This is a genomic window from Nocardia sp. CA-120079 (assembly GCF_050955745.1).
In the GTDB taxonomy this organism is placed as follows: domain Bacteria; phylum Actinomycetota; class Actinomycetes; order Mycobacteriales; family Mycobacteriaceae; genus Nocardia.
Genome location: NZ_CP192088.1, coordinates 587,592 through 599,765 on the forward strand (window position 1 = coordinate 587,592; position 12,174 = coordinate 599,765).

9 protein-coding genes are annotated in these 12,174 nt (G+C 66.8%); 4 read left to right on the forward strand and 5 right to left on the reverse strand.

Annotated elements, in window-relative coordinates:
* The first annotated feature begins 10 nt into the window (after window positions 1–10).
* The gene (locus ACQPYR_RS02740) at window positions 11–1,126 is read left to right on the forward strand and encodes a zinc-dependent metalloprotease (RefSeq protein WP_433627210.1); all 1,116 of its coding nucleotides are present in this window, start codon (window positions 11–13) and stop codon (window positions 1,124–1,126) included.
* A 153-nt stretch (window positions 1,127–1,279) separates the two neighbouring features.
* Here ACQPYR_RS02740 and ACQPYR_RS02745 read toward each other — a convergent pair whose 3' ends face one another.
* On the reverse strand, window positions 1,280–1,555 hold the full coding sequence (locus ACQPYR_RS02745) for a winged helix-turn-helix transcriptional regulator (RefSeq protein ID WP_433627212.1): 276 nt from the start codon (window positions 1,553–1,555) through the stop codon (window positions 1,280–1,282).
* 29 nt (window positions 1,556–1,584) lie between these two features.
* Here ACQPYR_RS02745 and tilS point away from each other — a divergent pair, with 29 nt between their 5' ends.
* Both tilS and hpt read left to right on the forward strand, forming a co-directional pair.
* On the forward strand, window positions 1,585–2,610 hold the full coding sequence (tilS, locus tag ACQPYR_RS02750; RefSeq protein WP_433627215.1) for a tRNA lysidine(34) synthetase TilS: 1,026 nt from the start codon (window positions 1,585–1,587) through the stop codon (window positions 2,608–2,610).
* A 119-nt stretch (window positions 2,611–2,729) separates the two neighbouring features.
* Entirely contained in the window at window positions 2,730–3,287 is a 558-nt protein-coding gene (gene hpt / locus ACQPYR_RS02755; protein WP_063042806.1) for a hypoxanthine phosphoribosyltransferase, read from the forward strand.
* A gap of 70 nt (window positions 3,288–3,357) precedes the next feature.
* Here the strand turns inward: hpt and ACQPYR_RS02760 are convergent, their stop codons facing one another.
* The 3 genes from ACQPYR_RS02760 to ACQPYR_RS02770 are packed head-to-tail and all read right to left on the reverse strand — an operon-like array spanning window position 3,358 to window position 8,947.
* Window positions 3,358–4,080: a cyclase family protein gene (locus ACQPYR_RS02760; protein ID WP_433627217.1), complete on the reverse strand. Its 723-nt coding sequence runs from the start codon at window positions 4,078–4,080 to the stop codon at window positions 3,358–3,360.
* A complete protein-coding gene (locus tag ACQPYR_RS02765) occupies window positions 4,077–6,311 on the reverse strand; it encodes a protein kinase domain-containing protein (protein ID WP_433627220.1) in 2,235 nt (744 codons plus the stop codon). Before ACQPYR_RS02765 ends, ACQPYR_RS02760 begins: the two co-directional genes overlap by 4 nt.
* On the reverse strand, window positions 6,308–8,947 hold the full coding sequence (locus tag ACQPYR_RS02770; RefSeq protein ID WP_433627223.1) for a serine/threonine-protein kinase: 2,640 nt from the start codon (window positions 8,945–8,947) through the stop codon (window positions 6,308–6,310). The genes ACQPYR_RS02765 and ACQPYR_RS02770 overlap by 4 nt, the downstream gene beginning before the upstream one ends.
* 410 nt (window positions 8,948–9,357) lie before the next feature.
* Here ACQPYR_RS02770 and ACQPYR_RS02775 point away from each other — a divergent pair, with 410 nt between their 5' ends.
* Entirely contained in the window at window positions 9,358–10,734 is a 1,377-nt protein-coding gene (locus tag ACQPYR_RS02775; protein ID WP_433634988.1) for an amidase, read from the forward strand.
* A gap of 176 nt (window positions 10,735–10,910) precedes the next feature.
* Here the strand turns inward: ACQPYR_RS02775 and ACQPYR_RS02780 are convergent, their stop codons facing one another.
* The gene (locus ACQPYR_RS02780; protein ID WP_433627225.1) at window positions 10,911–11,801 is read right to left on the reverse strand and encodes a LysR family transcriptional regulator; all 891 of its coding nucleotides are present in this window, start codon (window positions 11,799–11,801) and stop codon (window positions 10,911–10,913) included.
* Between the last annotated feature and the right edge of the window lie 373 nt (window positions 11,802–12,174).

Below are 12,174 nucleotides of genomic sequence, written 5' to 3' on the forward strand. Positions count from 1 at the left end.
GTGGTTGACCATGTTCGAAGGCACTGAAAAATCGGGCGCCGCGCCCGCCGTGAATTCGGGTGCGGACGCTCCGGCCGAGCGCAGACGCTCCGGATTTTCCGGTGCCGTCGATTGGCGTCTTGCCGCGCGCACCGGCGCCGCACTGGTGCCGTCCGGCCCGCGCACCTCGCGGTATTCGGCCGAGCAGGTAGTGAGCGAGCTGGCCGAGGCATCGGTGCGGGCAGAGGGGCCGGTTCGTGAGGTGAGCGGTCTGCTCGACGACCAGCCGGTGCCCTCGGCCCTGATCGTGGACCGACCCGGCTGGATCAATGCGGCCGCCGATTCGATGGCCCAGTTGACCGGCACCGGGCAGGCATCGGACAAGGGCCTGCTCGCAGGCAAACCCGCCGGTGTGCAGGCCGGCGCGATGCTGGCCTTCCTGTCGACCGCGATCCTCGGCCAGTACGACCCGTTCACCGGACCCGATGGGACGCTGCTGCTCGTCGCGCCGAACATCATGGCCGTCGAGCGTGCACTCGGCGTCTCGCCGACCGACTTCCGCTTCTGGGTCTGCCTGCACGAGGTGACCCACCGGGTGCAGTTCTCCTCCGCGCCATGGCTGGCCGATTACATGCGCGCCAATGTCGACATCCTCGGCGAAGTCGGCGAAGAACCGCTCGCCGATATGCTCGGTCGCCTCGTCGAAGAGGTGCGCGACCGTCGCCGCGGCACCGGGCCGGAAGACCCGAATTCCCGCGGTGTCGTCGGCCTGCTCCGCGCGACCCAGGCCCCGCCGCAGCGCGAAGCCCTGGACCGCCTGCTGATGCTCGGCACCCTGCTGGAAGGCCACGCCGACCACGTCATGGATGCCGTCGGCCCCGCCGTCATCCCCACCGTCGAGCAAATCCGCGCCGCCTTCGACAAGCGCCGCAAACGCCCCACCAACCCCCTCCAACGCCTCCTGCGCGCCCTGCTCGGCGTGGACGCCAAGGTCGCTCAATACGTCCGCGGTAAGAAATTCGTCGACGCGGTGGTGGCCCAAGTCGGCATGGCCCAGTTCAACGCCGTCTGGACCAACTCCGAAACCCTTCCGCTGGCAACGGAAATCGAGGCTCCTGAGCGCTGGGTGGCGCGCGTCCTCGGGTAGTTCTCTATTGCTTTGTGCCCGAACGTGTTTCGGTTCGTGACGGGAATCGACGATGCCTCAGCCGGGCGGCCCCGATGAGTCCGTCACGCAGAAAGCGACACCGATTCGCCCGCATGCCCTCCCATCTCGGGGCGCGGAGGGCGAGCGGTCGCATCACACGGCTGCGCCGGGGCCTGGCAGCGGGTCGATGTCGTTTGCGTGCATCGACTCGCCGCAGTGGGCGCAGCGCAGGTCGACGCTGCTGATCTCACCGCATGCGTGGTGGCGGTAGAGCACCGGCGGACCGGCGTCGCCCGCGAGCCATTTGTCTCCCCAGCCGGTCATGACCATGAGCAGATCGACCAGCTCGGTGCCCTTCTCGGTCAGGACGTACTCGTAGCGCGGTCGCTGGTCGTAGGGGCGTCGGTCGAGCACGCCCTGGTCGACCATTGGGCACTGATCATCGGTAGTCTCCGGATATGAGCCGGAGGGCGGGAGCGATGCCCGGGAATTCGCGGCGGCTGCCCGAGACCGAGGCGGTGCTCGAAGTGCGGCGGGCAGTGCGGGGGTGGCTGGCCGATTTTGCGACCGGTGATGTGGCCGTCGCGTTGTCCGGTGGTGCGGATTCGCTGGCGTTGACGGCGGCTGCGGTGATGGAGGCAGCGCAGGTCGACGCACTGGTTGTGGATCATCAGTTGCAGGCGGGATCGGAAAAGGTAGCGGCTGAGGCGGCGGCCGCGGCGTTGGCGCTGGGGTGTCGGTCGGCACATGTGCTGACGGTCGAGGTCGGTGCGGACGGGGGATTGGAGGCGGCGGCGCGGGCGGCTCGGTATGCGGCGCTCGACGGGGCGCGGGGTGGGTTGCCGGTGCTGCTCGGGCACACGCTCGATGATCAGGCCGAGACCGTATTGCTGGGGTTGGGGCGGGGATCGGGTGGGCGGTCGATTCAGGGGATGGCGGCATTCGTTGATCCGTGGGGGCGGCCGCTTTTGGCGGTCCGCCGGGCGGTGACCAGGCAGTTGTGTGTCGATATCGGACTGACGCCGTTCGAGGATCCGCACAATTCGGCGGCGGAGTTCACCAGGGTGCGGTTGCGGAATGAGGTTCTGCCGCTGCTGGAGGAGGTGCTCGGAGGTGGGGTCGCCGGGGCGTTGGCGCGGACGGCTGAGCAGTTGCGTGATGACGGTGCCGTATTGGATGCGCTAGCCGATGAGCTGTTGCGGGCCGCGAGTACCGGTTCGGCGAGTAATGGGCCGACTCTCTCGATCGAGACCCTCGCCACTGCCCCCGCGGCCTTGCGCCGACGCGCAATCCGTGCCTGGTTGCTGGCCGGTGGCGCTAAAGCCCTGACCAACAAGCATTTACAGGCGGTTGACGAATTGATTGCCGCATGGCGCGGGCAGGGCGGCGTCGCGGTGGGCGGCGGGCAGCCGGGACGCAGGTTGGTCGCGGCGCGCGAACATGGCAGGCTGACTTTGCGTCTGCAAGGAGCCGATGACACATAATGGATCGGCCGGGGAGGCACCCGCGGCGCGAGCGACCGGCCCGGAGGCGGTAGCGAAGCGTGACCACGAAGGGCCCCGGGAGCGCCGCAGATACAACACCGGAAGGGAAACCAACTGACGTGTACGAGGGCGATATCGCGTCGGTGCTGATCACCGAGGAACAGATCGCGGCCAAGACCCAGGAGTTGGCTGAGCTGATTGCCAAGCGTTATCCGGCCGACGCCCCCGAGGGGGATCTGTTGCTGGTCGGCGTGCTCAAGGGCGCCATCTTCTTCATGACCGATCTCGCCAAGGCGCTGCCGATTCCCACCCAGATGGAATTCATGGCCGTCTCCTCCTATGGCTCGTCCACCTCGTCCTCCGGTGTCGTGCGCATCATGAAGGACCTGGACAAGGACATCGCGGGCCGCAATGTGCTGATCGTCGAGGACATCATCGACTCCGGTCTCACGCTGTCCTGGCTCAAGCGTAATCTGTCCACCCGCAATCCGGCCTCGCTCGAGGTCGTCACTCTGCTACGCAAGCCGGACGCGTTACGCACCCACGTGGAAGTCGCGCACGTCGGCTTCGATATTCCGAACGAATTCGTCGTCGGCTACGGCCTCGACTATGCCGAGCGCTACCGCGACCTGCCGTATATCGGCACCCTCGACCCGAAGGTCTACGGCGGCGCGTAATCAGGGCATGAGCGAACGCGGTGAGTGAACAGAAAACACAGCCGCCCAGCGGTTATGCCGGAGCCGAGCGTTAGCGAGGCGCAGGCATAACCGCGAATATCGTTGCGGGCGAACCGGACCCGCCGCTGTAGAGCGCACCGCCGACCAATATCCAGGCACCGGTGATGGGTAGTTCGGCGAGATTCGCCAGACATTCCAAGCTGATCCGATGTTCGCGATACAGCAGCTTCGACACCGCATAGGTGTCGTCGGTCCCCAGATCGGGTCCGAACGTATCGATGCCGAGCGCGCCACGCCGCCCCAGCCGCCCGGTCCGCAATAGCCATTTGACCGTCTCGACCGCGAATCCCGGTTGGTGATCGGCACTTTCACCGGTTCCGATGAATTCCGGCGTCCCCCATTTCTCGTCCCACCCGGTCCAGGCCACCAACGCCGACCCGTCGGGTATCCGCCCGTGCCGACCCTCCCATTCCCGCAGATCAGCGATGTCGATCGCGTAATCCCGATCGTTCGCACATTGGTCCCGCACATCGATTTTCACCGCGGGCAACACGAGATCGTCGAGATCCAATTCGTCGGCGGCCAGTCCGTCGGCATGGAAGTGGATCGGTGCGCCCCAATGGGTTCCGGTGTGCTCGCCCTGCTGGATATAGCGCAGGTAATAACCGTCGTTCGCGACCGTCGCGACAATATCGGTCCGGAATTCGGGATCACCGGGAAACAGCGGCGCCGTCGCCGGATCGTGGACATGGGAAAGGCTGACCAGCCGTCCGAACGGCCGCGGGCCGGTCATCGCTTCCGCTGCGGAATCGCACGTGCCAAGGCCAGCAGATCGGCCTCGAGCATCCGGAACAACCGATAGGTGAGCACGAATGCCAGGATGCCACCCACGCTGAGCACCCGCACCGAAACGATCACCAAATCCAGATCGGCGGGCTCGACGAAGGTCGCACTCGCCACGCCGAGCAGCGGAACCGATGCGGCGACGCCCAGATAGAAGTTTCCGCGCTTGGCGAGTTTGCGCAGCTGCTGCTCGTCCTCGGCGCCGATACCACCGCGCACAAGCAGCTGTGGATAAATCGAACGTACCGCGTAAACCATGATCGGGAAGAACGGATACGCCAGCGCGATCGCGGCGCACACCACCTGTGCGGCGAAGAAATGCAGAAAGGTCGCGCGCGGTAGCTCGACCCCGAAGAAGACCGGCGCCAAAGGCCACACCAGCCCGGCGAGCAGCCAGAACCCGAACGGCACCCAGACCGCCCAGTCACCCATCTGCAGGGTGTCACGCCGGGCCGCGGCCAGCGTGCGCGGGGAGTATTCGCGACCGCGCGCCAGCCGGAATCCGATGGTCAGCGGGCGGCGGGTGAGGAAAAGCAGCAGCAATCCGGCGATCGGAAAGGCGATGAGATTTGTGATCAGGCCGCCCGTGGCGAACCGTTCCTGGTCGGCCGCCGTCATCCGATCGATGATCAGTGAGTTGTTCAGGTTGATGTTGTAGACGCTGGCGAGGAAATTCGGCACGCCGACGCAGAGCGTGAGGATCGGTATGAGCCAGCCTCGCGACCGGTACGCCAGGCTGGACGGTGCCGGATCTACCAGTTCCCTGGCGCGCTCGTCGAGGCACAGATCCAGTTGCGCGGCTAGTTCGGCGCCATTGCGCCAGCGGCGCTGCGGATCGGCCCGCAGACATTCCAGCAGCACCCGCCGCAGCGCATTCGGGGTGTCCGGGGGTAGTTGCTCCAGCGTCTCCGCGGTGACGCCGCGCTCGCGCAGGGCGACCATGGTCGCGATGGTTTCGGGGCGGGCGTCCGGATCGGCGGGCATCGGCGGATCGTCGAACGGCATCGCGCCGGTGAGCATTTCCCACAGCAGCGCGCCGAGGGAGTAGATATCGCTGCTCGAGCCGGGCGGCGGTGCGGCCGGATCGAGGAGTTCGGCGAGTTGTTCAGGGGAGCGGTACGGCAGCGAATCCGGTTCGGCGGCCAGCGGATTCGCCGCCGTGCGAGGTGCCGCCGTGCGCGCGGCGAAATCGGCGAACTTGGGAATACCCTCCGCGGTGAACAGCACATTCGCCGGTTTGACATCGCGATGCAGTACGCCGTGCTGCTCGGCGTAATGGAGCGCGTCGGCCAGTCGTCTGCCGACCCAGGCCACCGTCTCCGGCCAGCTGAGTGCGGCGATTTCGGCGCGCACACTCGAATCCGACGGCCGGATCTCGCCCCTTGCCTCCATGGCGGCATCGACGGCGCGCAGCAGCAGGGCGCCGCCCTCGGATTCCGGGCCGCGCCGCCGCTCGGCGAGCACTCCGGCCGCGGTGCCGCCGGGCAGGTACTGCATGTAGACCAGCCGGGTCGATGTGGGCGGTGTCGCGGCAGTGACCAGGCGCTGATCGAAAACCCGCACCAGATGCGGATGATCCAGTTGCGCCATGCTGTGCCCGCCGGCCGCACGGCCCGCCGAAAGCCGCACGGCGACAAGACGTTGCATGGAACGCTGCCTGGCGAGAAAGACCCTGCCGAGGGTGCCGGTGCCCAGATCGGTGAGCAGATCGAAATCATCGATCCGATGACCCGGTCCCAGACCGGCGACCAGTGCGGCGGCTCGTTCGGTATCGGCCGCGATATCGTCGTCGTCGGCGTAAACGGCCAGCCGCGCGCGCACATCCTTGGCCAGCTCCGGATATTCGGCGAGGAAATCCGCCAGTTCCAGCGAGCCGTACCGGCGTCGGGCCAGGAACTCCTCGCAGAGCAGATCGACCAATTCCGCACTGTGCTCGACCTCGGGAAATTCCTTGCGGTACTCGGCGATGCGTTTGCCGAGGCCCTCCCGATCCCAGCGGTGGCGCAGATCGATGCGAACCAGATCGGTGAGTACCGCCAGCCGCACCTGGGTGCCGTCGGGGACGTACTCCGCGATCGGAGGCGGTTCGGTCCGCTCGCCACGCAGGCAGTGCTGCCAATCTTCGGTGAATCTGGTTATGGGGTCGGTCTCGCCTCGATCCGCGAAATCGGCAGCTGTCACGATCGCGGCTCCGGCACGGCCGGCCTGCCGCGCTCCCGGTCCGCCGAAACATGATCGCGGTCAAGGGAATCCGCTGGCGCGACGACCCGCTCGAGCGCACGCAGATCGGCCTCCAATGCCCGGAAGAGCAGGTAGGAGCCGATGAACGCGATGATGCCGCCCACACAGAGCACGCGCACCGCGGCGATCACCATCGGAATATCGCCGGGCGGCAGGAAGGTCACGCCCGCCACCGCGAGCAGCGGCACCGAGGCCGCGACCGCCAGATATCCGTTGGCGCGGCGATCCAGGCCGCGCAGCCACACCGCGTCCTCGGTACTGATCTCCCCGTGCCGCAGGAAGATCGGATAGATGCAGCGGACCATGAAGAAGCACACCAGGAAGAACGGGTAGGCCATCGCGATCGCACCGCACACCACGATCGAGGTGAGGAAATGCACCACCGCGCGGGCGGGCACGTGCCCGGCCGCCAATTGCAGCGCGATCGGGAAGGTGAATCCGGCGAGCACCCACAGCGAGAAGACCACCCACACCGCCCGGTCGCCGAACAGCAGGGAATCCGCCCTGGCCAGTCGCAGCGTCTCGGCATCGTAGCGGCGGTGGCGGCGCAGCCCGTGCGGCACCGTGAGCATTCTTCGGGACATATAGAGGATCAGCGTCGCCCCGAGCGGGAAGAAGATTCCGTTCACCACGGTGGTGATGATCATGAAGGTACGTCCGGCGTCCTCGGGCAGCCGGTCCACGATCAGATGCTGGTTGTGCTGGATGTTGTATGCCGAGGCGAGGATATTCGGGATGCCGATGGCCAGCGACACGATCACCAGCCGCCACGCGCGCAACTTCAGCCGCCAACTGCCGGGCGGCGGGTCGACCAGATCCCGGGCTCTCGGGTCCATGCACAGGTCGAACTGCTTGGCCAGCATCCCGCCATTGGCCCAGCGCCGCGTCCGATCCGATTCCAGACAGGTCAGCAGCACCCGCCGCAGCGCCGCCGGGCAATTCGCCGGAACGCGTTGCAGCGCAATGTCGTCCACTCCGGCGGTGCGGCGTTCGAGCATGCCTTCCAGCGCCGTATCGTCGCCTTGTTCGGTCGCGGTGGCATCGTCGAACGGTTTCGCGCCGGTGAGCAATTCCCACAGCACCACGCCGAGGGAGTAGATATCGGAGCGGGTGTCCAGATCCTCGGCCGTGCGTTCGCGACCGGGATGGCAGGCCTCCAATTGTTCGGGCGACATGTACGCCAGTGAACCGCCGAAATACGCCACCGGACTGGTGCCCGCCACATTGCGGCTGAAGCTGATATTGAAATCGGCCAGCTTCGGCACCGCCTCCGCCGTGAGCAGGATATTGGCCGGTTTCACATCCCGGTGCAGTACGCCGTGCGCGGAGGCGTATTCCAGCGCCTCGGCCAATCTGCGGCCCAGCCAGGCCACGGTTTCCGGCCAGCTCAGCCCGGCGATCTCGGCGCGCACGCTGGAATCGGTCGGGCGGATTTCGCCCTTCTCCTCCATGGCCGCGTCGACCGCGTCGAGCAGGAGTTGTCCACTGCGTTCGGCCGGTGCGGTGGCGCGTACCCAGCGCAGCACGCCGAGCAGGGTGCCGCCGGGCAGGAACTGCATGTACAGCAGTCGCAGTCGGCGCATGGCCGGATCGCGCGAGTCATCGGAGCCGAGCAGCCGCTGATCGAAGACGCGCACGATGTAGTCGTGGTCGAGCTGGGCCAGGGTCTGCGGTTCGGTCCCGTGGTCGGCGGAGATCTTCACCGCGACCAAGCGCTGCAATGATCGCTGCCTGGCCAGGAACACTCGGGCGAAGGCGCCGCTGCCGAGTCCGGTGAGCAGGTCGAAATCATCGATGGACTGACCGATCTCGATCCGGTCGAGGGCGTCGAATTTCCCCGGACCGGTTCCGATCGTGGTCGGAATGGCGGTCGCCGTCTCGGTCGGATCGACGGTCGTGCGCGTCACGTCAGTATTACGAACGGACTGCTGGGTTCGGTTCAGTCCGACGGTTTGATCGGCTTGGACGGTTCGGCTCAGTTCGGCCGCGGCGCGGGTATTGGCGAACTCGGTCAGCACCGAATCCTCGAGCGCCGCCCGGCGGGTGCTCTGGTCGATGTCGTCGGCATTGAGCAGCGCGCGCAATTCCGCCGCTTGTCCCGGATATTCCCGCAGATAATCCTTCGGATCGACACGTTCACCGCTGTGTCTGCGGATGACGAACTCTTCGTACACCAAACCGGCCGGAATCTCGCCCGGTTCGAGTTCCGGAAACTCGGCGCAGTAGTCGAAAAGGCGTTTGCGCGGCGTCGGCGCAGTATTGGATTGGCGGCGCTCGCGGGGCGCTCCGTGGTCACGCTCCGCTACCGCCTCCGCGCCCGTCGCTCCCGCCGCGGTGGGCAGCCGGATCCAGCGATGTCGCAGGTCGACGCGGATCAATTCGATCAGCGCGGCCCGGCGCAGGGATTCGGCATCGGGCAGAAAGTCGGCGATCTCCGGTGGCCGGCGCGCCGATTCCCATGCGGTCGAGAAGGCCTCGACCACATCGTTCTCGGTATGCGACGGCGACTCGCCCCAGTCTCTGGTCGGCTCGGTGTCGAGATCGGTTCGGTGCGTATTTTCGGGATCAGCACTCATTTTCGGACCTACCTGCTGAGCGGATGTCGAGTATCCGCAGTGGCCGTTCGGTGGATGTGCCGCTGAATTTCCGCCACACCCGACGACATCGTCCCCCGAGCAGTAATCGAAATGATAACTTGCGCCACAACAGTGGATCACCCGATTTCGACAACGATGCGACGGGGAAGAACCAGCACATGAACAACACTGCGGCGCGAGCGACGGGCGCGGAGGCGGTAGCGGAGCGTGACGGCGGAATAACCCGGGAACAGCGCTGTAAATCGAATACCGTGACGGCCGCGGCGGGCGGCGTCGCGGCGGCGAATCCGACAGCGACGGATTCGGCCGCTCCGGAGGCTGCTGAAGCCCCGGAGGTGCAGGCCGCCCGTGGGGTCGCGGTGGGCGGGACCGACGCGGTACATGCTTCGATGGATTCCAGCATGCCACGCGAAACCGGCCTGTCACGAGGTCCGGCGGCGGCAATCGCGGCGAGTGTGCGTGACGGCTCGCTGACGCCGACCGAAACCGTCGATACCGCCCTGGATCTGATCGCCGCCGAGAACCGAAAGACGAATGCGTTCACGGTCGTTCGCTCCGCTAAGGCACGGGCCGAGGCACTCGCGCTGGAACAGCGTTCCGATCTGGATCTGCTGCCGCTGGCGGGGGTGCCCATCGCGATAAAACACAACATCGCGGTCGAGGGTGAATCGATCCTCGCCGGTTCCACCGCGACCGATACCCGCCCGGCAACCACCGACCATCCGGTGGTGTGCAGGCTGCGGGCCGCGGGCGCGGTGGTGGTCGGGCTGACCGCGGTCCCCGAACTGGGCCTGTGGGCTACGACCGAGAGCGAGGGCCGCATCGGTCGGAACCCGTGGAACGCCGCACGCAGCTCCGGTGGCTCCTCCGGCGGTTCGGCCGCGGCCGTAGCGGCCGGGTTGGTGCCGGTGGCACACGGCAACGACGGGCTCGGTTCGGTGCGCATTCCCGCGGCCTGCTGCGGGGTGTTCGGGATCAAACCGGGGCGGCATACCGTACCGGCCGAGGTAGGCGTCGACTCCTGGTCCGGGATGGTCGAAAACGGTGTGCTCGCAACGACAGTCGGCGATGCCGCGCTCATGCTGTCCGTGCTGGCCGCGCGCCCGGACCTAGCCGAGTTGGAGCCGCCGGGCCGACTACGCATCGGGCTGGCCGTGGCGCCACCGTCCCGGATGTTCCGGGTCGATCGGCACTGGACCGCGGCGGCCCGCACCGCTGCTTCGGCCGCCGCCGCGGCCGGGCACCTGGTGGAAGCGGTGACACTGCCCTACGGCGAATCGCTCGTTTCGGTCGGCCTGCGCTGGTTGGCATTCGGCGCGCGCGAGGCCGTGAATCTCATCCGCCCCGAACGGCTGCAGCGGCGCACCCGCCGCCACATCGCACTCGGTCGGCTCGTCCAGCGGCTGCGGCTGGTGCGACCGGCGCAGGTGGACCGGGTCGAGGCGCAACTGCTGGATTTCTTCGAGCGCTACCACGTGGTGATCACCCCGACGCTCGCCGCGCCGCCACCGCGGGCCAGGGCCTGGCACACTCTCGGTTGGCTCGCGAATGTTGTTGTCAGCGCTCGGTATTCACCGTTCACACCGCTTTGGAATTTGGTCGGCTGGCCCGCCGCGTCGATCCCGATGGGAATGCATCCGAGATCCAAAACGCCCGTCGCCGCCCAACTCACGGCACCGCCCGGCAGTGAATCGATCCTGCTGCGCCTCGCGGCTCAACTCGAGTCGATCCACCCCTGGAAGCGAACGGTGAACGACTGTGTTTGATGGCAGCGCCTTCGGCGCTGCGTGTTCGCGGCCCCCTGGTGTCTCGCGTCCGAGCCGTCGAGACTCGCGACTGCGTCGCATGCGCTTCGACGGCTCGGACGCGAGACGGGCCGCGAACGGGTCGCTCGTAAGACTCGCTCCGTCGGGGCTGGGAGAGGTTTGAAAGGGTCGGGCGACTAACCCGCGATCGCGGGCTGATGCTGCACTGCGAAACCGCCGTCCACCGCGCGTGCGGCGAATTCGAGAATGGTGGGCCGATTGTCGTCGGCGCGCCAGGCCACCGCCAGTTCGCACGGGGCGAGTCCGGCGAGCGGTCGGGCGGTCAGACCCGGCCAGCGGTACATCGGCACATTGTTCTCGGCCAGTAAGCAGACGCCGAGGCCGAGGCTCACGGCCTCCAGCTTGTCCTCGGCGGTCGCCGCCTCGGCGCCGATCTTGGGCTGACGGCCGTTGCGGGCATCGTTGCCGAGCCAGAAGTCGCGCACCGCACCGGCCTCGGTGGGCAGTGCGATGAACGGTTCGTCCAACAGGTCGGCGAAGTCGATGGTGTCGTTCTCGGCCAGCGGATGGTTCTCCGGCAGCAGCACCCAGCGCGGCTCGGTGCGTAGCACCTGCCAGCGGTATCGGTTCGAATCGGGTAGCGGAAGCCAGACCAGGGCGAGGTCGGCCTGTCGACCGGCCAGACCACTGGACGGGTCGGTCCAGGAGGCGGCGTGCAGCGCCAAGCGGTGCCCGCTCGCGCTCTCCAGATCGTTGAGCAGCCCGCGGCCGAGCGCCGATTGGATGCCGACGCGCAGCACCTCACCCGCCTCCTGCAGGGAGACGTTGGTGACCTCCCACAGCTCCAGGATCTTGCGGGCGCCTTCGAGCAGCTCCTTACCCGCGACGGTCAGCGCGACGCTGCGCTGGTTGCGGTCGAACAGGACCACGTCGAGCTGACGTTCCAGCTGACGAATCTGACGCGACAGGGTGGGTTGAGCGATGTGCAGCCGCTGAGCGGCGTTGGTGAAGTGCAGTTCCTCAGCGACGGCGACGAAATACCGCAGGTCGCGCAAATGCGGGTCCATAGCCCCTTGCTATCAGAATCGGTCCTGAATTTCCAGCCTATTAAGGCCGGAAAGTCTGGATATGGCAGCCGAAACAGTCGGCAGGTTTGTTAGACACAGCATATGGCTTGTCATGGTCATTTGCATCATCGACTCCGCGAATCTCCAGCACTCGCGGCCCGTGCTGCCGCGCGCAAGTTAATTGGGCATATGACCAGCAACGATGCGGCCACGAGTGGGTCTGCGGACCGCGCCGGGGAGGTGCTGAAGTGTGGCCGGTCACAGTCGGGAAACCGGCCCGCAACGAGGGTGATGCCGTTAGGGGGCGGTCGAGTGATGTTAGTCACAATTGTGTTTGCAGTCTCGTTCGAACGGTCTGGGGACGGCAGTCGCG

Bases quoted from the DNA above. Each gene is read 5' to 3' on its own strand.
- ACQPYR_RS02780 (WP_433627225.1), bottom strand. From the start codon at position 11,801: ATGGACCCGCATTTGCGCGACCTGCGGTATTTCGTCGCCGTCGCTGAG.
- tilS (WP_433627215.1), top strand. From the start codon at position 1,585: ATGAGCCGGAGGGCGGGAGCGATGCCCGGGAATTCGCGGCGGCTGCCC.
- ACQPYR_RS02770 (WP_433627223.1), bottom strand. From the start codon at position 8,947: ATGAGTGCTGATCCCGAAAATACGCACCGAACCGATCTCGACACCGAG.
- ACQPYR_RS02775 (WP_433634988.1), top strand. From the start codon at position 9,358: ATGGATTCCAGCATGCCACGCGAAACCGGCCTGTCACGAGGTCCGGCG.
- ACQPYR_RS02740 (WP_433627210.1), top strand. From the start codon at position 11: ATGTTCGAAGGCACTGAAAAATCGGGCGCCGCGCCCGCCGTGAATTCG.
- ACQPYR_RS02745 (WP_433627212.1), bottom strand. From the start codon at position 1,555: ATGGTCGACCAGGGCGTGCTCGACCGACGCCCCTACGACCAGCGACCG.
- ACQPYR_RS02760 (WP_433627217.1), bottom strand. From the start codon at position 4,080: ATGACCGGCCCGCGGCCGTTCGGACGGCTGGTCAGCCTTTCCCATGTC.